The organism is Superficieibacter sp. HKU1, assembly GCF_029319185.1.
GTDB lineage: Bacteria > Pseudomonadota > Gammaproteobacteria > Enterobacterales > Enterobacteriaceae > Superficieibacter.
This window is the reverse complement of sequence record NZ_CP119754.1, coordinates 4,716,820-4,741,409: the sequence shown is the minus strand read 5'-3', so window position 1 is coordinate 4,741,409 and position 24,590 is coordinate 4,716,820. Positions and strand designations below refer to the sequence as shown.

Below are 24,590 nucleotides of genomic sequence, written 5' to 3'. Positions count from 1 at the left end.
ACGCTATTCCCGCAATAGCGCCACAAACGCCTCATGGCCGGTTAGCGCGATAATATCCTCGGCTGAATAACGGTACAGTACGCTCGCCAGATAGCTAAAGATTTTAAGCTCATGGCGGGCGCTGGAGCTGGCACAGGCAATCAGCACATGATTAACCGGTTCTCCATTCACCTGAATAGCTGACGTCAGCGTAATAAAAAATCCGCGAAACCGCGTCTGCTGTTCGCTCCAGCAGTGGGGAATGGCAATCCGGTTCACGATCAGGTTTTCACCTTCCTGTTCACGCAGGCAGATACGCCCGGCCTCATCGGGAGTGAGGTGATGACTCGCCACCAGCTGCTCGCAGATGCGCGCCATCATCGCCTGCCAGGATTCGTCCGGCGCGTTATCGTAATGAAAACTTCCCTCCGCCAGAAAGAAACGCTCAGGCTGCTGACGGATAAACGCCGACGCCAGAAAATCCTTTATCTGACCGATCCCGGCTGCGGTAATAATATTTTTAATTACCAGTACCTTGTGGCGGGATTCATCCGGGAAAAAATGGCTGTTATTAATAATCAGCATTGGCTCAATCTCAGTGCTGATATTGCCTAACTCCGCCAGGGAGTGCGCAATAATCACCCGGCAGTTAACAATTTCCCGCTCAATAGCCTGCTTATTGATGGTGGCAATCGCATTTTGCTCGCACAGCAGGATCACTGGCTGGCGTTCGTTCTGGTGACGTTCCAGCGCGCAGGCGAAATAAAGCCCCACCAGATCGCTGTCGAATACCGGGATATCGTACTGTTGACTTAACTGATTAATAAAGCGCAGGCTCAGGTCGAATGCGGCGGGCCAGGCGGCCTTCAGGTTATTCAGGCTACCCTGACGGTTTTCTGACAGCCAGACAGGAGCGGCAGTACAGCGCAGAATATGGCCCGTTAAATCCTCCACCAGCGGCGTGTCGATAATATTCAGCCGGGCGATATCCGGCAGGGACTGTAATAATGCTTCAATGCTGGCGGCAGAGACCTCGCCGGCACGTTGTTGATGGCGCATTAATAAGCCAGTTAACGTATTTATGGCGTCGGTGCCTAAATACAGGCCTGCCCGTTCGATGGCTGTCCGCAGTCCCGCGTTATGGGTCTCAGGCCAGCGGCGGTTCAGGCGATGACGGAGCGCATAGACGGCGAGGATCACACTGGCGATATAGTCACCGGGAATAAACGACAGCTGTAAATCCTCGTTGTCCACGTCCGGGAGTACCCCAACAACCTCCGGCGTGACGCCAGGCAAGGCGATGATAAACGGATCTTTTTTCAGCAGGTTGGCCAGCAGAATAATGCGTTTTTCTTCCGGCTCATCAATAAAATATCCCATGCCGGGACGGCTTTGCAGGGTAAAGGCGCGTTCATAGCGGAGCCTGAGCCTCGACAGTCGGTCGACCACCCACGCCTCCGGTAAATTGAGCGCCTCCGCAAGCTGAGTCCGTGTGGTAAACGCATTGATCAGCAAATGCGCCAGCAACCGGTCATCATTATCATGCCGTTGCAGAAGCTGGAAATAGCGGCGGCGGTCGAAAATCTCTAACCGGTAGCCTGAACTACCGGTTCCCTGAATATGGGCCGTTCCGCTAAGGGTAAAGTTAAGATAATCAATATCACGCAGAACGGTACGCCCGGAAACCTCTGTTAACCGCGCCAGCTCGATAAGAGAAACGGGCTGCTGTTCAAGAAGGTCGAGCAGGGTAAGCTGGCGTTCGTTAAGCATAATGTGCCCTTAGCGGAAATCCTTCATGTCCTGGATGCGCTGCTCATTCAGCGACAGCAACAGGTCACGTATCATCGTCAATGAGGCTTCATAATCTCTGGCGGAAATCATGCCGCTATTGGCGTGGAGATAGCGTGTAGGCAGGCACAGCGCGACCACAGGGCGACCGCCACCCATCACGTTATAGCGTCCGCCATCGGTCGCGCCGGTCTTCATGGTGGCAAACTGAAGCGGGGCATGGCTGCGGGTGGCGCTTTGTTTGAGCAGGGCCAGCAGTTTCTGGTTCGGGAAGTAGCGCTTATCAAACAGCATGACGCCCGGACCTTCACCCAGTTGCAGCGGATATTTAATCCCGTCAATGCCCGGAACATCGCCAGCGACGGCGGTATCCAGCACGATCACCACATCGGGCTTAATCGACTCGGCGGAGGTTTGTGCGCCGCGAAGTCCCACCTCTTCCTCTACGCTGCCTACGCCATAGAGCGTAATGTCCGGGTTATTCACCGTCTGGAATAGCTCTGCCATCAGGGCGCAGCCAACGCGATTATCCAGCGCCTTGGCGACGATCTTATCATCGCCCCAGCGGGCAAAGTTGGCTTCCGGGCTGATGAAATCACCCACGGCAACGCCGCGATACTCTGCCTCTTTGCGGCTTTCCGCGCCGATATCAATAAACATTTCATCGAACGTCAGCGGCTGCTGCTTTTGTTTTTCGGTAAGCGCGTGCGGTGCAACCGAGCCAATAATGCCGGGGATTTTCTGCCCGTCGCGGGTGCGTATGGTCACGCGATGGTTGAGCATGGACTGGCTCCACCAGCCACCCACGGTGGTGAAGCGGATAAATCCTTTCTCGCAAATATGCGTCACCATAAAGCCCACTTCGTCCATATGGCCGACGATGGCGACTTTAGGGCCGCGCGTGCCTTTGCGGGCGATAAAACTGCCCAGACCGTCAAACGTAATCTCATCGGCATCGTTTTCCAGCGTCCCGATCAGGACCTGACGTACCTCATGCTCATCGCCGCTTACGGCGCTGGCATCGCAGAGCTTTCGGAGTAAATCAGTGTTCACGGGCAACCTCCTGTTGCGCGGCCTTACGTTTCAGCCACAACCCTTTAAGTAGGATGATAAGAGAAATATTCAGCGCCAGACCGATGGCCAGCACCAGATAAAACGACCCGGCTGGCGACATCAGGCCAATCAGCGGATCGAATATACCCAATCCTGGCGCCAGGCGTTTGATACCAAAAGCGATAACCAGCATACCGGTAATACCGCCAGAGAGGGTGTTGGCGGTGATCATCGGCAGCGGTGCGGCCAGTGCATAAGGAATGGCGGGTTCAGTGGCGACGGTGGCGCCGACAATAATGGCGCTACTGGCTGCGCCTTTTTCCTGCGCCGTAAACAGTTTGGGGGCAATGTAGGTAGCAATACCTGCGGCAACGGGAGGCAAGAGCGTGACAACGCCGACGATGCCATACCAGTCGTAAATATGTTTCTCCAGCAGCGAAAAGCAGAAGAACCACGCCGTTTTGTTAATGGGGCCGCCCATATCAAATGCCAGCATCGCACCAACCAGAAACGCCGCGCCGAGCTTCATTGACGGCGGAATGGTATTCAGGAAATGCAGCAACGCGCCCATGATATCGGACATGACCGGACCGACCACGTAATAGGTCAGCACCCCGAACAGCAACAGAGTGACAAATGGGATCAGCATGGACCCCAGTAGTGGTTGCAGGGCCTTGCCGAGACGGACTTTGCGGAAATAGAGCACGAAGTAGCCAACTGCCAGCCCCAGGACTACCGCGCCAAGGAAACCCGCGCCGGACTGAGTGCCGAGCATCGCTTTATCGTTTGCCAGATAACAGACCAGAAACGCAGGCGCAAACGCAGGTTTATCAGCGATGGAGGAGGCGATATACGCGCCCATAATCGGGATCATAAACGTAAAGCCGAGATAACCGATGGACTCCACTATCCAGGTAAATGACGGCGTACCTTTTGCCATATCGGTATAAGGCAATCCGAACTGCACCAGCATATTAGCAATCGCCACCAGGATACCGCCGCCGATCACAAACGGCAGCGCAGCAGAAACCCCCGCCATCAGGTGACTCATCACGCTGCCCTGTTGCACTTCCTGATTTCCCAGCTTAACCCCGCTCTCGGCTGCAAAAAGCTGGGAATGCGTCGGCAACTGGGTAAAAATCTGGTCGATGTTTTTCAGCGCCTGAGAAATAGGAATTTCATAGACTTTTTTACCGGCGAAACGCGCGCGATCTTCTCCGCTCAATCCGCGTCCGGTTGCCAGAATAACGTAATCCGCTGCGGCGATCTCAGTGCTGGTCAGGCGATTTTCCACGCCGCTCGACCCCTGCGTTTCCACTTTGATGGTATGGCCGAGGGCGCGGGCTTTTTGCTCCAGCGCTTCCGCCACCATATAGGTATGCGCGATGCCTGCCGGACAATTGGTGATGGCAACTAACTGTAAGGATCCCATCCGGTTCTCCTTATTGGCTTAAGGTGTGGGTTAACAGAGAGAGGAGCTGCGATGCATCGCCCTGCTTGAGCTGGTCGATAAAATCGGCATGAATAATTTTGCGGCACAGGGTGCCGATCATTTTGACTTGATCTTCCTCGCCTTCCTGCGGAACGCCGAGGCAAATCCAGCAGGTCACCGCCTCGTCATCGCTGGCCTTCCACGCCACGCCCTGATTGCTTCGGGCGAACAACACAAACGGCTGTTTGACGCAGGCATTTTTGCCGTGCGGGACGGCAACGCCTGAGCCAAAACCGGTGGAGTGGAGTTTTTCACGCAGCAGCAGCGTTTGCAGAAACGCGCCGCGATCGGTGATGTAGCCGTTCTGCCAGGCCATTTCCGTCAGTTGTTTGAGAATGGAATAAGCACTGTTTCCGGGAATATTAAGGTCAATACAGCTAAGGGTAAGCGTTGCCATGAACGAACTCCGTTGCACAAATCATTATTTGATTCTAATGAGATAGCGGCGTGGAGATGAGGGGCAATATGTCAAAGCCGGGTGACAATACCCGGCAGAGTGGCGTGCTAAATTTGTGGAGGAGAACACATTTTACTACGGCATTCCCGCCAGTCGCAGCAGCGCGGTAGCCACTGCCGCCGCGACAATCACCACAATCAGCGGCATTTTGCGCCAGGCGAGGAATACCGCGAACGCCACGCCCAGCACCCGTGCCATCCCGGCGAAATGACCGCCTTCATACAGGGCGGTCGCCAGGGCGACGGAGAAGAGCAGCGTCGTGGCCGCATCAGAGAGCAGCGCCTGCGAGCGTTCGGAGAGCGTCAGCCGGTTTCCCAGTTTTGCCCCGCCCAGCCGCATCAGGTACGTGCCAATCGACAGGATTGCCACACCGGTAAGGATTAGCGTGTAGTCAGCCATCATTTTTTCCTCGTCGCTAAGCCCAGCAGGGAGAGCAGCACCGGCAGGCCCACCGGGGCAAAGGGTACGGCGGCAAGGGAAATCGCCGCTCCGCTGGTGGCACGGATCAGGGTGGTTTTTTTCTTCAGCGCCGGCAGAACCAGCGCCAGCAGAATGGCGGGAAATACCGCGTCCAGGCCGATGGTTTCCGGCGCGGGCAGGAGTTTACCCACCGCCGCGCCCAGCAGCGTGCCGACCGGCCAGAACAGCGCGACGCCAGTGCCGCACAGCCAGAATGCCGCTTTACGCTGTTCTGGCGTGGATTGCGACAGGCCGAAGACCACGCTCTCGTCATTCATAATGTGGCAACCAATCAGGCTTACCACGCCTTTGCCGACCAGATCGCGCACGGTAACGCCGAACGGAAAATGTCGGGCATTCACCAGTAGCCCCGCCACCGCTGCCGCCAGCGGATTACCGCCGCTGGCAATAATGCCGATAAACATAAATTCCGAGGCCCCGGCCAGCACGACGACAGAAAGCAGCAGCGGTAGCCACAGCGGGAAGCCGTAGGCCATTGCCAGTGAACCGTAGGAGGCACCGACCACGCCGACAGCCAGACAAACCAGAAAAATGGCTTTTATGGTGTCGCTTTTCAGGCTGGAGAAGAACGAGAGAGACATACTATTATCGCCATAACGAACAGGTATCCATTATAATGAACACATCAATGTCGTTTTTCAAGTCGAACGTTTCGTTCGATAAATAAAACAGTGGAGCGGTATTATGACGCAGCCAATCAGCACCATTGCCAAAAGCCTGGTCCGTGAGCGCCTGAGAACCGGACTATCGCTGGCGGAAATCGCGCGTCGTGCCGGGATCGCCAAATCAACGCTGTCACAACTGGAATCGGGTAACGGTAATCCGAGCCTGGAAACGCTCTGGTCACTGTGTGTGGCGCTGGATATTCCTTTTGCCCGCCTGCTTGAACCGCAGCCGCATAAAACGCAGGTTATCCGGCGAGGCGAGGGCACCAAAGTGGTGGCGGAGCAGGCGCATTATCAGGCGGTGTTGCTGGCAACCTGCCCGCCGGGCGCGCGTCGTGATATCTATCTGTTGCTGACCCAGCCCGGTGCCGATCGTATTTCTCATCCGCATCCTTCCGGCTCGGTTGAGCATATTATCGTCACCCAGGGACGCGCGCTGGTTGGCTTAACCGAAGCCCCGGAAGAGTTAAACGAAGGCGATTACATCTGCTATCCGGGTGACCAGCCACACGTATTTAAAGCGCTGGAGCCGGACACGCAGGCTATTCTGGTGGCCGAACAAAACTGACGGTGAGTCCCGGCGGGAAATCATCAAGTCAATCAGCCTGTGCAGGTATCTATGTCACTGAAAGCTATTGCGAAAGAATTAAAGCTCTCCGTTACCACCGTCAGTCGCGCGCTGAACGGATATGACGACGTTTCACAGGAGACGCGTGCCCGCGTTGAAGCAGAAGCGCAGCGGCGTGGTTATCGACCGAACACGTTTGCCCGTCGTCTGAAGATGGGCAAGATTGACGCGGTAGGGCTGGTGTTTCCCGTTCGTCCCGCGCCGCTGAGTAACAGCGTTTTTATGGAGATGGTTGGCGAAATCAGTCACGAGCTGGCACGTTATGAAATCGACCTGCTGCTGATGGCCGATGACGATGAGGCCGATAAGCACGGCTTCATGCGGATGGTGCAGAGTCGGCGCGTGGACACGTTGATCGTCGCGCATACGCTTGACCACGATCCACGGCTTGAACAATTACAGCGTGCCGGATTCCCGTTTCTCGCCCTGGGCCGCAGCCAGCTTCCCCGGCCCTACGCCTGGTTTGACTTCGATAACTACGCCGGAACGTATCAGGCTACGCGCCACCTGATTGCGCAGGGCCATCAGCGCATTGCGCTGCTGAGCGAGAATAACAATCAGGCTTTTATTACCCAGCGGCGCAACGGATACCTGGACGCATTGCGCGAAGCGGGCCTTTCTGAGGCATGGCTGCGCGTTGTGCCTCCTTCCCGCCGCGCGGGCTATAACGAGACGCAGGCACTGCTCGCACTGCCCGAACCGCCTACCGCCATCGTCACTGATTGCAACACGCACGGCGATGGTGCCGCCATGGCGCTGTCAGCTATGGGAAGGCTGGAGGGTGACAACCGCGTGGCGCTTATCGTCTATGATGGCCTGCCACAGGACAGCATCGTGGAAACCGACGTCGCCGCGGTGATCCAGTCGACGCGCCAGGGCGTGGGCAAGCAGATTGCGGCCATGGTCCGCCAGCTTATTGCCGGAGAAGACGCCTCCCGCCTTCAGGTACTCTGGCAGCCAGAATTTACCCCTGGCGTTACCGCCTGATCTTTCCTCTGTACGCGTAAAATTATATCCCGATCACAGATCCGAAACGTTTTGGTTGTTGTCCGAAACGTTTCGGATCAACAGTAAGACATCCCGACGACAGGAGATGTCTGATGCAAGATTCTATTTTACGCCTTGAAAGCGCCACCGTAGATGTAGTGATAAAAACCCACCCGTTCGCCGAAATTCTTTACTGGGGTGCGCATATTAACCACTTTTCGCCGCAGGATGCCGCCAGTCTGTTTCGTCCGGTAGCGAACGGCAGGCTGGACGTGGATATTCCGTTAACCCTGATGGCTGAGCCGGGGCACGGTCTGTTCGGCACGCCGGGTATCGAAGGCCATCGCCAGGGGCTGGATGGCTCGCCGATGTTTAAAACGGTGAACGTGGAGCGGCAGGGGCAGGCGCTGACGATCTTCGCCGAGGATGTGCTGGCGGGGCTGCGTCTGGTCAGTGAAATTAATCTTGATGCCAGTGGGGTCCTGACGGTGCGTCACGGGGTGACTAACCTGCGGACGCAAGCGTGGCAGGTGGACAGGCTGGCAGTCACGCTGCCGGTCGCCGGGCGCGCCCGCGACGTGATGGCCTTTCACGGTCGCTGGATCCGCGAATTTCAGCCGCATCGCCTGACCCTTGAACATGACAGCGTCGTGCTGGAAAGCCGCCGCGGACGCAGTTCGCATGAACATTTCCCGGCGCTGATGACCGGCACGCCCGCCTTCAGTGAAATGCACGGCGACGTCTGGGGCGTTCATCTCGGCTGGAGCGGCAACCACCGCCTGCGGGCAGAGGTAAAAACTGACGGCCGCCGTTATATTCAGGCCGAAGCGCTGTACCTGCCGGGCGAAATGGCGCTGGAAGAGGGGGAAACGCTGTGGACGCCACGGCTGTATGCCAGCTATTCCGCGCAGGGTCTTAACGGCATGAGTCAACAGTTCCACCGCTATCTGCGCGAGAACCTCATTCACTTCCCGGATAACAAGCCGCGCCCGGTGCATCTCAATACCTGGGAGGGTATCTATTTCAACCACGATCCGGCGTACATCATGAAGATGGCGGACGAGGCCGCAGCGCTGGGCGTGGAACGTTTCATCATTGATGATGGCTGGTTCCGGGGGCGTAATGATGATTACGCGGCGTTAGGCGACTGGTATCTGGATGAGCAAAAATACCCGCAGGGGCTGAAACCCGTTATCGACCACGTTAAGGCGCAGGGCATGGAATTTGGCATCTGGGTCGAACCAGAAATGGTTAACCCGGACTCAGATTTGTACCGTGCGCATCCGGACTGGGTGCTGGCGATGCCGGGGTATCCTCAGCTACCGGGCCGTCATCAACTGGTGCTGAATCTGAATATTCCCCAGGTATTTGCTTACCTGCTTGAGCGCATGAGCTGGCTGTTCGGCGAGCACGAAATTGACTACGTGAAGTGGGATATGAACCGGGAAATCGTTCAGCCTGCGCATGAAGGCAAAGCGGCGGCCGATGCGCAAACCCGCCAGTATTATCGTCTGCTCGATACTCTGCGTGCCCGCTTCCCGCATATTGAATTTGAATCCTGCTCCTCCGGCGGGGGCCGTATCGACTATGAGGTGCTGACCCGCTGCCATCGCTTCTGGCCCTCGGACAATAACGATGCGCTGGAGCGTAATACCATTCAACGCGGCATGAGCTACTTCTTTCCGCCGGAGGTCATGGGCGCGCATATTGGCAACCGCCACTGTCATGCCACTTTCCGCCAGCACAGCACTGCGTTTCGCGGCCTGACCGCGCTGTTTGGGCACATGGGTCTGGAGCTGGATCCGGTCAGCGCTGATGCGCAGGAGCGCGAAGGCTACCGGCATTATGCCGCGCTTTATAAACAGTGGCGCGGCCTTATCCATAGCGGGACTCAGTGGCGGCTTGATATGCCGGATACCACCACCATGGCGCAGGCGATAGTCGCGCAGGATCGGCGTCAGGCGCTGCTGCTGGTGAGTCAACTGGCGATGCCGGACTACACCCTGATGTCACCGCTGCGGATGGCGGGGCTGGACGCCAGTGCACAGTACCGCATTACGCTGCTCGATCATCCGGATATCAGCATCACCGGTGAAGGCGGGCACACCATGCGTAAGCTGCCGGCGTGGATGCTGACGCCGCAAACCGTCAGCGGTGAATGGTTGATGCAGGCAGGGCTGTCGTTACCGATTCTGGATCCCGAAAGTGCCATCCTGATTGGCTTCGAACGCGTGTAAGGGTGTGGGGTCGCGCAGGCGACCCTTATCTGAGGAATAAAAATGAATACCACGATTTGTACCCACAAAAACAATCCGAATTTCTGGATTTTTGGGCTATTTGTTTTTCTCTACTTTTTTATTATGGCCACCTGCTTTCCCTTTCTGCCGATCTGGCTGTCCGACATTATCGGCCTGAACAAAACCGACACCGGGATTGTGTTCTCCTGCGTCTCCCTGTTTGCGATTAGCTTCCAGCCGGTACTGGGGGTGATTTCCGACCGGCTGGGACTGAAAAAGAACCTGCTGTGGGTCATCGCGATTGCCCTTTTCCTGTTTGCGCCCTTTTTTCTCTACGTCTTCGCGCCGCTGCTGAAAACCAATATCTGGCTCGGCGCGCTGGCCGGAGGGGTTTATATCGGCTTTGTGTTCTCGGCGGGATCGGGCGCGATGGAAGCCTACGTAGAGCGCATAAGCCGCAACAGCCACTTTGAGTATGGCAAGGCACGGATGTTTGGCTGCCTGGGCTGGGGGCTGTGCGCCTCAACGGCGGGGATACTGTTCAGCGTTAACCCGGAATGGGTGTTCTGGATGGGATCGGCGGCGGCTATTCTGCTGATGGTGTTATTACTGGTGGCGAAACCCCGGCACAATCAGACCGCGCAGGTTATGGATGCCCTCGGCGCTAACCAGCCGCAAATCAACGCCAGAATGGTCTTCAACTTATTCCGTCAGCGCAAAATGTGGATGCTGGTGCTGTATGTTATTGGCGTTGCGTGTATTTACGACGTTTTCGACCAGCAGTTTGCGACGTTTTTTAAATCCTTTTTCACTACTCCTGAAGCGGGTACCCGCGCCTTTGGCTTTGCCACCACCGCCGGAGAACTTTGTAATGCTGCGATCATGTTCTGCTCGCCGTGGATCATTAACCGTATCGGGGCAAAAAATACGCTGCTGATTGCCGGGCTGATTATGACGGTACGTATTGTCGGCTCGTCATTCGCGGCCACGGCAATGGAGGTCGTTGCGCTGAAGATGCTACATGCGCTGGAAGTGCCGTTCCTGCTGGTGGGCGTATTTAAATATATTACCGGGGTGTTCGACACGCGCCTTTCTGCGACGATTTATCTGATTGGATTTCAGTTTGCCAAGCAGCTGGCCGCGATTTTCCTTTCCGCTTTCGCGGGAAATATGTATGACCGCATTGGTTTTCAGGATACCTACCTGATCCTCGGCTGCTTTGTGCTGGCGATGACGGTGCTGTCAGCGTTTACCTTATCCGGTACGCCGCTGATTAATCCTCTGAAAAACCGGGTTGCCCAGTAATGGCCGCTATTTCCCCACCCAGTTATTTTTGATTTTAAATTTATCGGCACGGTTATAACTGAACGAGTAGTTAAACGCCGTGCCATCTTCAAGTTTGGTTACGCCGGAGACTTTGAGCATCGGACGGCCCGGCGGGATTGAGAGCAGCGCCGCCAGCTCCTCGCCAAATAAATCGCCCTCAATGACCGAGCTATAGAACTTTATTTTCTTGCCGGTGGTGTGCTCAATATATTCGTATAGCGAACCTTCCTCGAGGATCCGCGAGGGAATAACGGGGATAACGCCGCGATTAATCCATGAGTCTTCTACCAGCACCGGCTCGTCATCAATCAGGCGTACCCGGCGGATAAAATGCACCGGTTCGCCTTCGTTGATCTCAAGATTGCGGGCAATGATTCTGTCGGCGGGAAGAAGCTGGTGACAAATCAGACGGCTGGAGATTTTCGCCTGCTCACGAAATTCCCTGGAAAACCCCTGCACGGAATCGCTGGTACCGTCGTTGAGCATGAAAACATCGTCTTCAATACTGCGGGTAACAAACATTCCTTTACCGTGGATGCGCTCGATAAACCCTTCCTGCTCAAGCATATGCATCGCTTTTTGCAGCGTAACCCGCGTAACACCATACGTGACGGCCAGTTCGCGTTCTGACGGGATTTTCTCGCCGACCTGCCATGTATTGCTCAGGATCTGTTTTTTTATCGCGTTTTTTATCTGAATATAGCGAGCAGTCATCGTGCCGAATCTTGATAAAGAAAAAGAGAGCTAGTGTAACATTAACGTTGTGGCCGGAAATCAAAAGCGCATCACATCTGAGGTGAGTTAATGGTTAACTAATTGAAATTAAAGGTAGGCCGGGTAAGCGAAGCGCCACCCGGCAGAATAGAACAGAGAAAAATTACGCCCCGGCGCTGGCTAAAGCGGCCGCTTCTTCTTCTTTCTCAGTAACCAGTTGCTTACGCTCGAGGATACGGAAGAAGGGGTAGTACATGACCGTTGAGATAATCACCATACAGCCAGACCAGATGGCGGCCGGAATATTCCCGCCGGTGGCAAAGTAGCCATTAAGGATCGGTGGCATAGTCCAGGGGATCTGGAATACCGGGCGACCAATAATGCCAAACTGCATCAGCAGATATGAGCAGGTGCAAATGACCATTGGCGTCAGGATCAATGGCAGCATCATGATCGGGTTGAAGACCATCGGCACGCCAAACATCACCGGTTCATTAATACAAAAGATGGCCGGGCCAATGGAGATGCGTCCCAGCGATTTGTAATAGCGGCTTTTGGATAAAAGCATCGCCAGCACCAGTCCCATCGTTGCGCCAGATCCTCCGGAGCAGATGAAGAAGTTATAAAACCCTTCAGCAGTAATGTGCGGCACCGGCTGATGTTGCAGATAAGCCTCGGTGTTTTCAGCAATAAACTTGAGGAATATCGGGCTGGTAATGCCGGAGAGAACGTTAGTTCCGTGAATACCGCAGCTCCACAGCAGTGAGATCAGTGCCACCAGAATGAGTATTCCCGGCAGCGTATCCAGGCCCATAACCAGCGGGCTTAAGATCAGCGTGAAAAAGGCGTTGATATCAAAATTAAATACCACCCGCACCAGCCATATTAACGTCAGGCAGGCCATTGCCGGTGCCAGACTGATAAAAGACTGAAGCACCGCTGGCGGAACGCTGTCCGGCAGGCGGATATAAATCTTCTTTTCCACGAAAAAGCGGACGATATAGACCGTGATGACCGATAAAATAATCGCCGAAAATAACCCGGCAGCACCGAAGTTATTGACGTTGATTTTATGGGTATCATCAAGCTGGGCGAGCAGGAAAACCGCCACCGTAATACAGCAGCAGCTCAGGCAGTCCAGCTTGTAATATTTCGCCAGATTGTAACTGATGCCAATCGCCGCAATCAGACCAATCGCGCCAAAGGTGGCCTGTACCGGCACGCTAAGCATTTCGGCATACGGCCCGAGAAACTCGCTCCATCCGGGGATGGGCAAGTTGGCAATAATCAGGAACACGCTGCCTGCAATAATAAAGGGCAGGGTAAACGAGATCCCGTCACGTATCGCGACCATAATGACGTTATTACCCACCCGCATCAAAATGGGTAACAGTTTGTTTTCCAGAAACTTTTGCATAAAAAAAATCCCTTTTATGAGATATTCTGCGGCCGGCTCAGAAAGCGTACTGCGGCAGAAAATCACGGTTTGCCGCCAGATAGTCGTTAAGAATTTGCTGTGCGACGTCAACTGACGGTACGAGGGGGTGATTAACCAGTGCCAGTAGCGCGATGCGGGTGTCGCCGGTTATTGCCGCCTCGACCGTCAGCTCCTCAAACGCTTTTACGCTCTGAATCAATCCACGAATACGCACGGGCAGACGACCATAAGCCAGCGGGTGAGCGCCCAGTTTATTAATAACCGCGCTGGTTTCAATCACTGCATCGTCAGGCAAGTCGGGTGTGGTTCCCTGGTTCGGTACGTTAACGACATGCACTTCGTGTTTGTTGTTATAGATTGAACTGATGATTGAGCACGCGGTATCGGAGTACAACGCACCGCCACGGCTGGAGAGTTCGGCCGGTTTTTCGCACAGCTCGGGATTTTTGTACAGTTCCAGCAGGGAGTGCTCAATTTCCAGCGAGCGCTCGCCGCGCGTGCCGCCGTTTTTCTGATCGTCCAGTTCGTGCTCTACCATTTCCCGGTTCAGGTAAAAATACTTCAGGTAAGAGAGCGGATAGAGATTCAGCGCACGGATAAACTCGGGCGGCAGGCCAACATCCGGCACATTTTTGAGCTTATTGGTGCCCGTACCCTGGGCTAGTTTTTCAATAAAATCGGCGGTCGTATCGTTGCCGTTCAGGAGAATGCGATCGGCAAAAATAAGATGGTTCAGGCCCATTACGCGGGCGGTAACCGCGCTGCGCTCAACGCCGTAAGCTTTGGCGATGTCCATCATCATGTTATTGGCACCGCTACAAATCCCCAGCGATTTGATAGGGCTGTATTTGGCGATGGCTTCGGTCACAATGCCTGCCGGATTCGTAAAGTTGATCATCCAGGCGTCAGGGCACAGTTCCTCCATGTCCTTACAAATATCCAGCAAAACCGGAATGGTACGCTGGGCTTTCATAAAGCCGCCCGGTCCGGTGGTTTCCTGGCCCAATACGCCATATTTCAGCGGGATTTTTTCATCGTTGATGCGAGCCGCTAACTGGCCTACGCGGATTTGCGTCGTGACAAAATCTGCCTCTTTGAGCGCTTCCCGGCGGTCGGTGGTCAGGTGAACCGTCATTGGAATGCCCGCTTTTTTCACCATCCGTTGCGCCAGCTGGCCCACAATCTCCAGTTTTTCCCGACCGGCGTCAACATCGACCAGCCAGTATTCCGTGACGGGAAGATCGGCATGCCGCCGGATAAAACCATCAATCAGTTCCGGGGTATAGCCTGAACCACCACCAATCGTGACTACTTTTAACTTTTTCATGTGCCCTCGTATTTATTTAAACTGGCATATGCCAGATTTGGCAAAAATATACCAATCCATTAGCAGGCAAATAGCGAGGTAGCTCACAAATTTTAAGAGACATAAAAATGCAGTGAATACGAGGGGTTAAATAACAATACATTCATCAAATGACTAATTTTTACTAATATATACTCTGTGTTTATAGTTCAATTTTATTTCGCTAAATAATGTTAGCTTGCTCACGTTCTCGTATTTTAGAATATTTACTTGAAGTGATCTTGATAATACTCTGCCGTGGCCTGCGTTGGGTTGCACCTATTATTTGATGGGTTTGGTTTCTTCCAGAAACCCTTTATACGCTTTCAATTAATTAGGTAAATTATAAAAATACTATTCGCCAAAAATATATATCGACGCACAAATATGGATTTTAAGAATTAATAGATCATTGAAAAGGAATGGTAATAATGAAGAAAACAACGCTTGCAATCACAATAGGACTATTGATGGTTGCGAATACCGGGTTTGCCAAAACCCAACGTATGACTCTGGAACAGCGTTTAGAACAGATGGAAGCACGGCTGGAAGCGGCAGAGAACCGCGCTGCGCAGGCCGAGAATAAAGTCCAGGAACTGCAAGTAAAGCAAGCCGCTGAAATCAAAGAAATTAAAGCTGCGCAGGGAAATACCCCGGTGAATGGTCAAACGCCTGCGGCAGAAACCAAAAAGAATGCTTCTACGCCTAATCTGTTGTTGACGGGTTATGGCGATCTTAAAATTTATGGCGACGTCGAATTTAATATGGACGGCGAAAGCCGCCGCGGCACGCTGACGAAACTCAATGAAGATCATACCACTGAACAGTGGGATATGGACGGTCGTATCCTGATCGGCTTCGACGGTATGCGTAAACTGGATGACGGTCGTTTCGCGGGGTTCTCCATTCAGCCGCTGGCTGATATGTATGGTTCCATGAACCTTGATGATGCCTATTTCCACTTCGGTCAGGAAAACGACTGGAGAGTTAAAGTTGGTCGCTTCGAAGCTTTCGATATGTTCCCGCTTAACAATGATACCTTTGTTGAGCATTCCGGTAATACCGCGAACGATCTGTACTCCGATGGTCAGGGCTACATCTACATGATGAAAGAAGGCCGTGGTCGTTCGGATGCCGGTGGTAACTTCCTGCTGAGCAAACAGATCGATGACTGGTATTTCGAGCTGAACTCCCTGATTGAAGATGGTTCAACGCTGTATGCCGACAGCGGTAACGTCCAGGGCGTCGATGGAAGTAGCTATCATGGCCGCGAAATGACGAAAGAGAAAAACGTCGTCTACCTGCGTCCGGTCGTTTCCTGGTCAGCCACGGATAAACTGACGTTATCTGCCGCTATGGAGTCGAACGTTGTTAATAACGCCTATGGTTATTACAACAACAGAGGCGATCTTGTCGATCAGTCCGACCGTACCGGTTACGGCTTTACGATGACCTGGAACGGCCAGAAAGCCGATCCGTTTGATGGCGTTCTCTGGAACGTGAACACCGCGTATATGGATGCCGACAGCGAGCAGGACTTCACTGCCGCCACCAACGTTACGTGGAGAAACTTCGAGCTGGGTTATATCTACGCGCATAACAAAATCGACGACTTCAGCGGCGTTGTGTGTGACAACGACTGCTGGATCACCGATGAAGGCACCTATGATATTCACACCGTTCATGCGTCGTACCTGATCCCGAACGTGATGGATATGCAGAACTTCAATATCTATCTGGGCGCGTACTACTCTAAAATCCAGAGCAGCGAAGAGATTTCCACCGACGACGATCGCTACGGCGCGCGCGTCCGCTTCAAATACTACTTCTGAGTTGGTTAAAGCAGAAAAAACGCCTGAATGTCAGGCGTTTTTTTATGGGTGTCTGGCAACGAATGTGCTGATGGCGTTGCCCGGCAGCGCTTCGCTTGCACGGGCCTGTGGTTACGTATAACTTATTGATGTTGATGGTTTTCGTAGGCCGGGTAAGGCGAAGCCGCCACCCGGCACATGTACAGCGAGATCAAGCCAGATAAAACACGTTTCTCAACTCGCTACTCACCGGGCTGTTGTCCGCGTTGGCGGGCATCACGTCACGCATATGCTTCCACCAGCGCTGGCAGATTTCCGTTTCGGCAACCGCATCCCAGCGCTCTTCCGACTCAATGTCGACCGTCGCAAACAGCAGGTTGCGTTCTTTATCGAGCCAGATGGCATAGTGGTGTGCGCCGTGCGCCTTCAGTGTCGCTTCCAGCTCGGGCCAGATGGGGTTGTGACGGCGCTGGTACTCTTCATGCGCGTCAGCATTGACCTGCATCACAAAGGCTTTGCGGATCATAATGCCTCCAGATACAGCTCGCGGACCTCGTCGCGGGTGGCACTGCGCGGGTTGCAGGGCGCGCACGGATCGGCGAGGGCTTTGTCCAGCCAGCCTTCGATATCCGCTTTGGTGACCCCGAGTTTGCTGAAGCCGGACGGAATACCGACGCGAGCGCTCAGAGCGCGAATAGCGTTGATCGCTTCCTTGCTGGCGGCCTCCTCACTCATATCGCGCGTGTCCACGCCCATGGCCTGTGCGACGCGGGCAAAGCGGGCCACGGCGTTCGGGCGGTTAAAGTTTTCGATAATCGGTAAAAGAATGGCATTACAGACGCCGTGCGGCAGGTTATGCGTTGCACCCGGCTGATGTGCCAGGGCATGAACCAGGCCGAGACCCGCGCTGTTAAAGGCCATGCCAGCGAGATACTGACCGAACGCCATCTGCTCGCGGGCCTCCAGATCGTGGCCGTTGTCGACCGCTTTCGGCAGCCACTGCGTAATCAGACGGATCGATTCCAGCGCGTTGGCATCGGTCAGCGGGTGCGCACCGACCGAAACATAGGCTTCTACCGCGTGCGTCAGCGCATCCATGCCGGTGGCCGCCGTGACGGAGGCCGGAATTTCCAGCATCACGCTGGCGTCATCGACCGCAATATCCGGAATAATATTCGGATCGATAATGACCTCTTTTACCTGACGCTCGCTGTTGATGATCACCGCGTTGCTGGTCATCTCAGCGGCGGTCCCGGCGGTGGTATTGATCGCCACCAGCGGCACGCCCGCGTTTTTGACTTTACCGACGCCGGAGTAAGCGGTCGATGGCGCAGGGTTGGCGGTCAGAATTTTTATCGCTTTTGCGGTATCAATCGGGCTACCGCCGCCGAAGGCAATCAGGTAATCGCATTGCGCATCCTGATACGCAGCGTAGCCCTTTTGTACCAGCGCTTCGGTGGGATTGGGGAAAACTTCATCAAACAGATGGTACGACATCTGATGCGCGTCCAGCGCGGTAAACAGGCTGTCCAGCAGGCCGAGTTTGACCAGCTGACCATCGGTGACGATCAGCGCCTTGCCCCACTGTTTGTCCGCAACCAGGTTTACCATACTGCTAATGGCACCTGCGCCGTGCAGGCTGATTTTCGGAAGTGCCAACATAAAGCTCATGATCATTCTCCTTAATGACATCCTTCAGGCTGCCGGGTTCACCCTCATCACGAACTTATGCCTTAATGCAGCTTGAATGATGTTATGTGTGTAGTAATGGCCCCGTCTGAATAAACGGGGCGCAGTGCGATTAAGCGTACAGTTCTAATGCGCTTGCCATCGGGGTAACGCCAAAGCGTTTGCCGAGGGCGATTAACTCTTCACGGGTGATAGTCTGTTTCATGCCGCCCATGGAAATCACTTTCACCAGCACCTCGGCGGATTTTTCAGCGGTATCGATCAGGCCGAAGGTTTCATCCAGCGTCGGGCCGCTGCCGAACACGCCGTGGAAAGGCCACAGCACCAGCGAATGCTGCTGCATATCCCGCGCCGTCGCCTGGCCGATCTCATCGGTGCCCGGCACCATCCACGGCAGAATGCCAACGCCGTCCGGGAAGACCACCAGACATTCGGTGCTGCCTTCCCACAGCTTGCGGGTGATCAGCGCGCTGTCATTTTCCAGCACATAGGTGAGGGCGATCAGGTTGGTGGCATGGCAGTGCATGATCACCCGGTCTTTACCGTTGGTTGCCTTGATGCGCTCGCAGTGGGAAAGGAAGTGCGCCGGTAATTCTGATGTCGGCACCGCGTCGTCGGTAAGTCCCCAGAGAATGTGGTAACCCGCGCCGTCGCTGTCCACTTTTACCACGCCAAGGCTGGCGGCTGGATCGAGCTGAACGTTGCGGAAGAATTTGCCGGAGCCGGTCACGATAAATGCGGTATTGGCGAGCAAAGGCATCGGCTGGCTTAGCGCAATGTAGCGCGGTTGCGCGTGGAAATCCGCCTGATAAGGCGCAACGTCGGCCTCATCAAGACGCAGCGTCAGGTTGCCGCCGTTGCGCTCGTCCCAGCCTTTCAGCCAGGCATCGGAGGTGGCTTTGATCATGCCCTGGACGAACCAGGAATGGGTAATGGTCTGCATCGTCTTCACTTTCCTTCAAAATGCCAGGTCGCGTTTTGCTTACCGGGCATGGGTTATCTGTTGAGCTGTCATGCCCGGTGGCGTTTTGCTTACCGGGCCTGCGGTTTTGCCTGGTAGCCTGTCCGTTACGTCGGGCGAATTTGTAGGCCGGATAAGCGCAGCGCCATCCGGCATGGGTTCACCCGCGCTGGCGTAAAATCTCTTTCTCATACCCGCGCACGTTATCCAGCCACTGACTGCCGGCTGGCGTATCGTGACGCTGGCAATACATCTCCCATACCGCCTGCCACGGCAGGGATTTTTGTTCTTCCAGCAGCGCCAGACGCGCGGTGTAATCACCCGCTTCTTCAAGCTGACGCAGCTGATCGGTCGGCTCCAGCAGGGCGCGCAGCAGGGCTTTTTTCATATTGCGGGTACCGATCACCCATGCGGCGATGCGGTTAATGGACGCATCAAAGAAGTCGAGACCGATATGCACGCGGTCAAACAGGTCATGACGAATAATTTCGCTGGCGATGGCCTGGGTTTCGTCATCCAGCAGCACCACGTGATCGCTGTCCCAGCGGACCGGACGGCTGACGTGCAGCAGCAGGCGCGGCACATACAGCATGGCGGCGGAGATTTTGTCGGAGATCACCTCCGTCGGATGGAAGTGGCCAGCATCCAGACACAGCGCGGTCTGACGGCTGGTGGCGTACCCCATATAGAACTCGTTGGAGCCGACGGTATAGCTTTCTGCGCCGATACCGAACAGCTTGCTCTCTACGGCATCAATATGATGCGCCGGGTCCAGCTTCTCGCTGATCACCTCATCCAGCGCGTCCAGCAGGCGCTGACGCGGGGCGAGGCGATCAACGGTGACGTCTTTCATCCCGTCAGGAACCCAGATATTCATCACCGACGGCGTACCCAACTGTTCGCCAAAGTAAGCGGAGACGCGGCGGCTGGCCTTACAGTGATCGATCCAGAACTGGCGAATCTCAGGATTAGCATGCGAAAGCGTAAAGCCATCGGCGCTCAGCGGATGGGAGAAGCAGGACGGGTTAAAATCCAGCCCCAGCTTGTTGGCTTTGGCCCACTCCACCCAGTTTTTAAAGTGTTCCGGCTTGATCTGGTCACGCGCGACCGGCGTTTCGGCTTCATGATAAATCGCATGCAGATTAAGACGCTTCGGTCCGGGGATCAGGCTAAACGCCAGTTCCAGATCGGCGCGCAGTTCAGCAGCATTACGCGCTTTGCCCGGATAATTCCCCGTAGCCTGAATACCGCCGGTAAGGCTGCCTTCCGGATTTTCAAATCCGGCAACGTCATCGCCCTGCCAGCAGTGCATGGAAACGGGCAGGCGATCGAGCTGGCGCAGCGCCTCCTCGACATTAATCCCTACAGCGGCGAACCGCTGTTTCGCGAGTTCCCAGGCGTGTTCTAATGGAGTGGTCATGCGCAAAGCTCCTTTGTCTGTCGTGTTGACTGAGAGGCCGCGACGTAGCGAGCGATCTCATTATCAGGATGAGGGGTGAAAGTGGTCAGGTCGTGGTTAGCAACCACCACCTTGCGAAAATCTGTGACGTCGCTCAGTTCATCCAGCGTCATAAGCTGGATGCCGATATTGCCGAGCGTGGAAGCTTCAATCGGTCCGGCGATCACCGTAATGCCGCAGGCGTCGGCGCAAAGCTGATTGAGCAGCTGGTTCTGGCAGCCACCGCCGACAATATGTAGCTGGCTGAACGGTTTGCCGCGCAGAGCGGCCAGCTCGCCCAGCACGTCGGCATACAGGATCGCGAGGCTGTCGAAAATGCAGCGTGCCAGTTCGGCATCGCTGATCGGCTCTGGTTGTCCGGCCTCTCGGCAGGCGGCCCGGATCTCCGCGCTCATGTTGCCTGGGTTAATAAAACGATCGTCATTGGGATTGATGACAAAGCGGCAGGCGGGCAGCGCGGCGGTACGGGCAATCAGCTCCGGCAAATCGGTAACCTGCTGTTCCGCCAGCACCCGCTGGAGCAGCCACAGGCCCATGATATTTTTCAGCACCCGATAACGCCCTTCCGCGCCGCCTTCGTTGGTGATATTGGCGGCCAGCGCGCTGTCGCTGGTATACGGCGTTTTGCTTTCAAAGCCCATCAGCGACCAGGTGCCGGAGGAGATCCACGCCGCGTCTTTCCCTTCCAGCGGAACGGCAATCACCGCGCTGGCGGTATCGTGACTGGCGACCGCCACTACCGGAATGGCATTCCCCTGCGGACAGGTCCAGTGGCCTATCACATTGCCGGGATGCGTGGGTTTGCCGAACCAGGCAGCGTTCACTCCCGTCCAGTCCAGCAGCGTTTCATCCCAGCTATCGGTATTAATATTGACCAGTTGGGTGGTGGTGGCGTTGGTATATTCCCAGTTCATTTGCCCGGTAAGGCGGTAACTGAAGTAATCCGGAATAAGCAGCGCATGAGCAACCTCGCGCGCCACCTCCGGTTGCTGGCGGACCAGCGCGTGAAGCTGATAAAGCGTATTAAACGGCAGGAACTGAATGCCGCTGCGGCGGTAAATTTCCGCCTTGCCGAGTTGAGTAAGCGCCTGCGCCATCACGCCGTCAGTGCGATTGTCCCGATAGGCGATGGGCAGGCCGACGCGTTCGCCCTGGCGGTTAAGCAGCACGTAATCCACGCCCCAGGTATCCACGCCAATACTGTCAATAACGATGCCTGCCTCGCACACGTTCTCCAGCCCACGGCGGATCTCAGCCTCCAGACTGTCGATATCCCAGCAGTCATAACCGTCCACTTTTTGCAGACGATTGACGAAGCGGTGCATTTCACGCAGTGCGAGGGTGCGTTGTTCACGGTCATAGCGTGCAAGCATTACTCGCCCGCTGGATGCGCCTAAATCGACAGCGACGCAATGGCGAAAAGTCATGATAGGGTCCTTCTGAGAGTCAATGCCCACAGTCTAAAAAAGGACGCCTGGTTCTACCTTCTTGTTACTGACAGGGGAAATTGGCCGCTGGCAAGAAAGCAAAGATGAACGTGAGGAAGCTCACATTTTGCTGCGAAAGGGGGGATGTGACCGCCGCCGCATTTCTGACGCTTTCCGTTCATTTCTTGAAAAATCGGCAGTGTTTGCATGCTTTGTCGTCAAAATTTCAAGATGAGAATGCGAGCGCTTAATTACTATGATGAGAATTCTTCTCACTGGTGGCAACGCTTATGACCGTACTTCACAGCGTGGATTTCTTTCCTTCGGGTAGTTCGCCAGTGGCGATCGAGCCGCGTCTTCCGCAGTCGGCCTTCCCGGAGCATCATCATGACTTTCATGAAATAGTGATTGTCGAACACGGTACCGGCATTCATGTTTTTAACGGCCAGCCGTATACCATCAGCGGCGGGACGATCTGTTTTGTCCGCGATCATGATCGTCATCTGTATGAGCACACCGACAATCTGTGCCTGACCAACGTGCTGTACCGTTCCCCGGATGCTTTTCAGTTTTTAAGCGGCCTGCATTTGCTGCTGCCGCAGGAGCAGAATGGTCAATACCCTTCACACTGGCGCGTTAATCAGACGGTGCTGACGCAGGTGCGGCAGCTTGTCAGCCAGCTTGAACCGAAAGACGACGCGGCGGATGCGCCGGAACGGGCGAATCGCGAACTGCTGTTTATGCAACTGCTGGTGCTGCTGCGTAAAAGCAGCCTGGCGGAAGGGGCAGAGGATAATGACGCCCGTCTGAACCAGCTGATCGCCTGGCTTGACGATCATTTTGCCGACGAGGTGTGCTGGGACGATCTGGCAGATCGTTTCTCGCTGTCGCTACGGACACTGCACCGTCAGCTCAAGCAATCCACCGGCCTGACTCCACAACGTTACCTGAACCGGCTACGTTTGATTAAAGCGCGCCATCTGCTGCGTCACAGTGACGAAAGCGTGACGGATATCGCTTATCGCTGCGGGTTCGGCGACAGTAATCACTTTTCGACCCTGTTTCGCCGCGAGTTCTCGTGGTCTCCGCGCGATATTCGTCAGGGGCGCGACGAAATTCTTCAGTAACGCGAAGACAATCAACGTTTTTAGCCACCCGGCAGACGATAATGACCGGCCATTCGTCGCGGAGGTGATCCTGCTGTGGGCCAGTTAATTCTTCGTAAAGCCGACTTTTTCACCAGCGTCGGACAGGCCGTCGCCGTTGCGGATCGCTATCCGCAAAACGTCTTTGCTGAACATACTCACGAGTTTTGCGAACTGGTGCTGGTATGGCGCGGCAATGGCCTGCACGTCCTCAATGACCGTCCGTACCGCATCACGCGCGGCGATCTGTTTTATATCCGCGCCGAAGACAAACACTCTTATGCGTCGGTCAACGACCTGGTATTGCAAAATATTATCTACTGCCCCGATCGGTTAAAACTTAATGTCGACTGGGGCGCGCATATTCCCGATTTTAGTGGACCTGAAAGGCGCGCGCACTGGCGGCTTAGCAGTAGCGGAATGACGCAGGCCCGCCAGGTCATCGCCCAGCTCGAACATGAAAGTATCCACCATGACGCGCAGGCCAATGACATGGCTGAACTGCTCTTTGCGCAGCTGGTGGTGCTGCTGAAAAGACACCGCTATACCACCGATAATTTATCGGCGACCTCGCGCGAGCCGCTACTGGATAAGCTGATCACCGCGCTGGCAGGAAGTCTGGATACGCCTTTCGTACTCGACACCTTTTGCGAACAGGAGCAGTGCAGCGAGCGCCCCCTGCGCCAGCAGTTTCGCAGCCAGACGGGGATGACCATCAGCCAGTATCTGCGTCAGCTGCGTATTTGCCACGCGCAATATCTCCTTCAGCATACTGAAATACTGATTGGCGACATCGCCATGCAGTGCGGTTTTGAAGACAGCAATTATTTTTCGGTCGTATTTAACCGGGAAATAGGGATGACGCCAGGACAATGGCGTCATCGCAGCCGCGACGGAACGGCGGTAAATATAAATATGATGAATGATTAACGGAGGGTAAATAACATTCGCAATATCGCGGGCGAAAATTAAAATAAATCTCTGTGCTATAAATCACATTTGTTTGCGGAAATTTCGTTTTATAATGAGCTATTCACTCCTGGAGGTAGAATGTTAGCCATTATCATTTTGCTATTTATATTCTCCGCTGCTTTTTTGTTATCGCGAGATAACAAAGGTAACGTCGCGCTTGATGATATTTGTTGGCTAAATTCACCTGACGATCTTTCCGACGTTGACCTGTTTTCCGCCGACTGTCCGCATTATCAAATGTCGCAGGAATGGTCCCGTTTATGGGATTGTACCGGGCAGGCATTACGCGCCCGCTTCCACCGGCACAAACACTATCTCGCGGCGTTTTTGCCGTCGCCTTGTCAGCGCGTGTTATGTTGCCGTAAACGCGATGAACTGCGTTTTAGTTTCCGTATATCCAGCCTGCGCCAGCTAATCGCTTGCCGCCATGCCAGCGGTGCCGATTGCCATCACGCAGGCCAACCTGGTTTCATCCACAAAGCACAATGCGCGTTTTCGCCATTGTGCTTTTTTTTGTCTGAACAAACCTGAGAGGCT

22 protein-coding genes are annotated in these 24,590 nt (G+C 54.9%); 8 read left to right on the top strand and 14 right to left on the bottom strand.

Annotation, left to right across the window (positions count from 1 at the left end):
- Window positions 1–3: 3 nt before the first annotated feature.
- The 6 genes from P0H77_RS22555 to P0H77_RS22530 all read right to left on the bottom strand — a co-directional run bounded on the left by P0H77_RS22555 (window position 4) and on the right by P0H77_RS22530 (window position 5,830).
- On the bottom strand, window positions 4–1,749 hold the full coding sequence (locus tag P0H77_RS22555) for a putative frv operon regulatory protein (RefSeq protein ID WP_276159942.1): 1,746 nt from the start codon (window positions 1,747–1,749) through the stop codon (window positions 4–6).
- 9 nt (window positions 1,750–1,758) lie between these two features.
- Window positions 1,759–2,820, bottom strand: coding sequence for an aminopeptidase (locus tag P0H77_RS22550; RefSeq protein ID WP_276159936.1), 1,062 nt, complete (start codon window positions 2,818–2,820; stop codon window positions 1,759–1,761).
- A complete protein-coding gene (locus P0H77_RS22545; protein ID WP_276159930.1) occupies window positions 2,810–4,252 on the bottom strand; it encodes a PTS fructose-like transporter subunit IIBC in 1,443 nt (480 codons plus the stop codon). The genes P0H77_RS22550 and P0H77_RS22545 overlap by 11 nt, the downstream gene beginning before the upstream one ends.
- A gap of 10 nt (window positions 4,253–4,262) precedes the next feature.
- Window positions 4,263–4,709 (bottom strand): PTS fructose transporter subunit IIA, encoded by a 447-nt coding sequence (locus P0H77_RS22540; protein ID WP_276159927.1) that lies wholly within the window; start codon window positions 4,707–4,709, stop codon window positions 4,263–4,265.
- Window positions 4,710–4,844: 135 nt separating this feature from the next.
- Window positions 4,845–5,168 (bottom strand): AzlD domain-containing protein, encoded by a 324-nt coding sequence (locus P0H77_RS22535; protein ID WP_276165203.1) that lies wholly within the window; start codon window positions 5,166–5,168, stop codon window positions 4,845–4,847.
- Window positions 5,168–5,830 (bottom strand): AzlC family ABC transporter permease, encoded by a 663-nt coding sequence (locus P0H77_RS22530; RefSeq protein ID WP_276159915.1) that lies wholly within the window; start codon window positions 5,828–5,830, stop codon window positions 5,168–5,170. The genes P0H77_RS22535 and P0H77_RS22530 overlap by 1 nt, the downstream gene beginning before the upstream one ends.
- Before the next feature lie 103 nt (window positions 5,831–5,933).
- Between P0H77_RS22530 and P0H77_RS22525 the strand changes: the two genes are divergently transcribed.
- From P0H77_RS22525 to P0H77_RS22510, 4 genes are all read left to right on the top strand, one after another.
- Entirely contained in the window at window positions 5,934–6,482 is a 549-nt protein-coding gene (locus P0H77_RS22525) for an XRE family transcriptional regulator (RefSeq protein WP_276159908.1), read from the top strand.
- 51 nt (window positions 6,483–6,533) lie between these two features.
- Window positions 6,534–7,529, top strand: a complete 996-nt coding sequence (locus P0H77_RS22520) for a substrate-binding domain-containing protein (RefSeq protein WP_276159902.1) — start codon at window positions 6,534–6,536, stop codon at window positions 7,527–7,529.
- Window positions 7,530–7,642: 113 nt separating this feature from the next.
- Window positions 7,643–9,766: an alpha-galactosidase gene (locus P0H77_RS22515; protein ID WP_276159896.1), complete on the top strand. Its 2,124-nt coding sequence runs from the start codon at window positions 7,643–7,645 to the stop codon at window positions 9,764–9,766.
- 42 nt (window positions 9,767–9,808) lie between these two features.
- On the top strand, window positions 9,809–11,071 hold the full coding sequence (locus P0H77_RS22510; RefSeq protein ID WP_276159890.1) for an MFS transporter: 1,263 nt from the start codon (window positions 9,809–9,811) through the stop codon (window positions 11,069–11,071).
- Window positions 11,072–11,077: 6 nt separating this feature from the next.
- Here the strand turns inward: P0H77_RS22510 and P0H77_RS22505 are convergent, their stop codons facing one another.
- The 3 genes from P0H77_RS22505 to P0H77_RS22495 all read right to left on the bottom strand — a co-directional run bounded on the left by P0H77_RS22505 (window position 11,078) and on the right by P0H77_RS22495 (window position 14,571).
- Window positions 11,078–11,806, bottom strand: coding sequence for a GntR family transcriptional regulator (locus tag P0H77_RS22505; protein ID WP_276159886.1), 729 nt, complete (start codon window positions 11,804–11,806; stop codon window positions 11,078–11,080).
- A gap of 163 nt (window positions 11,807–11,969) precedes the next feature.
- Window positions 11,970–13,223, bottom strand: a complete 1,254-nt coding sequence (locus P0H77_RS22500) for a PTS transporter subunit EIIC (protein ID WP_276159881.1) — start codon at window positions 13,221–13,223, stop codon at window positions 11,970–11,972.
- 37 nt (window positions 13,224–13,260) lie between these two features.
- Window positions 13,261–14,571 carry a 6-phospho-beta-glucosidase gene (locus P0H77_RS22495; protein WP_276159874.1) on the bottom strand — a complete coding sequence of 437 codons (1,311 nt, stop codon included), beginning with the start codon at window positions 14,569–14,571 and terminating at the stop codon, window positions 13,261–13,263.
- Between the two features lie 449 nt (window positions 14,572–15,020).
- On the opposite strand from P0H77_RS22495, the gene P0H77_RS22490 reads away from it, so the two are divergent.
- Window positions 15,021–16,421 (top strand): carbohydrate porin, encoded by a 1,401-nt coding sequence (locus P0H77_RS22490; protein ID WP_276159867.1) that lies wholly within the window; start codon window positions 15,021–15,023, stop codon window positions 16,419–16,421.
- A gap of 190 nt (window positions 16,422–16,611) precedes the next feature.
- Here P0H77_RS22490 and rhaM read toward each other — a convergent pair whose 3' ends face one another.
- From rhaM to rhaB, 5 genes are all read right to left on the bottom strand, one after another.
- Window positions 16,612–16,926: an L-rhamnose mutarotase gene (rhaM, locus tag P0H77_RS22485; RefSeq protein ID WP_276159862.1), complete on the bottom strand. Its 315-nt coding sequence runs from the start codon at window positions 16,924–16,926 to the stop codon at window positions 16,612–16,614.
- A complete protein-coding gene (fucO, locus tag P0H77_RS22480) occupies window positions 16,923–18,071 on the bottom strand; it encodes a lactaldehyde reductase (protein ID WP_276159844.1) in 1,149 nt (382 codons plus the stop codon). The genes rhaM and fucO overlap by 4 nt, the downstream gene beginning before the upstream one ends.
- Window positions 18,072–18,201: 130 nt before the next feature.
- On the bottom strand, window positions 18,202–19,032 hold the full coding sequence (rhaD, locus tag P0H77_RS22475; RefSeq protein ID WP_276159837.1) for a rhamnulose-1-phosphate aldolase: 831 nt from the start codon (window positions 19,030–19,032) through the stop codon (window positions 18,202–18,204).
- A gap of 178 nt (window positions 19,033–19,210) precedes the next feature.
- Window positions 19,211–20,470, bottom strand: coding sequence for an L-rhamnose isomerase (locus tag P0H77_RS22470; RefSeq protein ID WP_276159831.1), 1,260 nt, complete (start codon window positions 20,468–20,470; stop codon window positions 19,211–19,213).
- Window positions 20,467–21,936, bottom strand: coding sequence for a rhamnulokinase (gene rhaB, locus P0H77_RS22465; protein WP_276159824.1), 1,470 nt, complete (start codon window positions 21,934–21,936; stop codon window positions 20,467–20,469). The genes P0H77_RS22470 and rhaB overlap by 4 nt, the downstream gene beginning before the upstream one ends.
- A 290-nt stretch (window positions 21,937–22,226) precedes the next feature.
- Here rhaB and rhaS point away from each other — a divergent pair, with 290 nt between their 5' ends.
- The 3 genes from rhaS (at window position 22,227) to P0H77_RS22450 (ending at window position 24,584) form a co-directional block, all read left to right on the top strand.
- Entirely contained in the window at window positions 22,227–23,063 is an 837-nt protein-coding gene (gene rhaS / locus P0H77_RS22460) for an HTH-type transcriptional activator RhaS (protein ID WP_276159818.1), read from the top strand.
- Between the two features lie 75 nt (window positions 23,064–23,138).
- Complete coding sequence (gene rhaR, locus P0H77_RS22455) at window positions 23,139–24,011, top strand: HTH-type transcriptional activator RhaR (protein WP_276159811.1); 873 nt, start codon at window positions 23,139–23,141, stop codon at window positions 24,009–24,011.
- Between the two features lie 120 nt (window positions 24,012–24,131).
- On the top strand, window positions 24,132–24,584 hold the full coding sequence (locus P0H77_RS22450) for a hypothetical protein (RefSeq protein ID WP_276159805.1): 453 nt from the start codon (window positions 24,132–24,134) through the stop codon (window positions 24,582–24,584).
- Window positions 24,585–24,590: the final 6 nt, after the last annotated feature.

Coding starts and splice junctions, on each gene's coding strand:
- P0H77_RS22555 (WP_276159942.1), bottom strand. CDS start 1,749: ATGCTTAACGAACGCCAGCTTACCCTGCTCGACCTTCTTGAACAGCAG.
- P0H77_RS22545 (WP_276159930.1), bottom strand. CDS start 4,252: ATGGGATCCTTACAGTTAGTTGCCATCACCAATTGTCCGGCAGGCATC.
- P0H77_RS22540 (WP_276159927.1), bottom strand. CDS start 4,709: ATGGCAACGCTTACCCTTAGCTGTATTGACCTTAATATTCCCGGAAAC.
- P0H77_RS22535 (WP_276165203.1), bottom strand. CDS start 5,168: ATGGCTGACTACACGCTAATCCTTACCGGTGTGGCAATCCTGTCGATT.
- P0H77_RS22530 (WP_276159915.1), bottom strand. CDS start 5,830: ATGTCTCTCTCGTTCTTCTCCAGCCTGAAAAGCGACACCATAAAAGCC.
- P0H77_RS22525 (WP_276159908.1), top strand. CDS start 5,934: ATGACGCAGCCAATCAGCACCATTGCCAAAAGCCTGGTCCGTGAGCGC.
- P0H77_RS22520 (WP_276159902.1), top strand. CDS start 6,534: ATGTCACTGAAAGCTATTGCGAAAGAATTAAAGCTCTCCGTTACCACC.
- P0H77_RS22515 (WP_276159896.1), top strand. CDS start 7,643: ATGCAAGATTCTATTTTACGCCTTGAAAGCGCCACCGTAGATGTAGTG.
- P0H77_RS22510 (WP_276159890.1), top strand. CDS start 9,809: ATGAATACCACGATTTGTACCCACAAAAACAATCCGAATTTCTGGATT.
- P0H77_RS22505 (WP_276159886.1), bottom strand. CDS start 11,806: ATGACTGCTCGCTATATTCAGATAAAAAACGCGATAAAAAAACAGATC.
- P0H77_RS22500 (WP_276159881.1), bottom strand. CDS start 13,223: ATGCAAAAGTTTCTGGAAAACAAACTGTTACCCATTTTGATGCGGGTG.
- P0H77_RS22495 (WP_276159874.1), bottom strand. CDS start 14,571: ATGAAAAAGTTAAAAGTAGTCACGATTGGTGGTGGTTCAGGCTATACC.
- P0H77_RS22490 (WP_276159867.1), top strand. CDS start 15,021: ATGAAGAAAACAACGCTTGCAATCACAATAGGACTATTGATGGTTGCG.
- rhaM (WP_276159862.1), bottom strand. CDS start 16,926: ATGATCCGCAAAGCCTTTGTGATGCAGGTCAATGCTGACGCGCATGAA.
- fucO (WP_276159844.1), bottom strand. CDS start 18,071: ATGAGCTTTATGTTGGCACTTCCGAAAATCAGCCTGCACGGCGCAGGT.
- rhaD (WP_276159837.1), bottom strand. CDS start 19,032: ATGCAGACCATTACCCATTCCTGGTTCGTCCAGGGCATGATCAAAGCC.
- P0H77_RS22470 (WP_276159831.1), bottom strand. CDS start 20,470: ATGACCACTCCATTAGAACACGCCTGGGAACTCGCGAAACAGCGGTTC.
- rhaB (WP_276159824.1), bottom strand. CDS start 21,936: ATGACTTTTCGCCATTGCGTCGCTGTCGATTTAGGCGCATCCAGCGGG.
- rhaS (WP_276159818.1), top strand. CDS start 22,227: ATGACCGTACTTCACAGCGTGGATTTCTTTCCTTCGGGTAGTTCGCCA.
- P0H77_RS22450 (WP_276159805.1), top strand. CDS start 24,132: ATGTTAGCCATTATCATTTTGCTATTTATATTCTCCGCTGCTTTTTTG.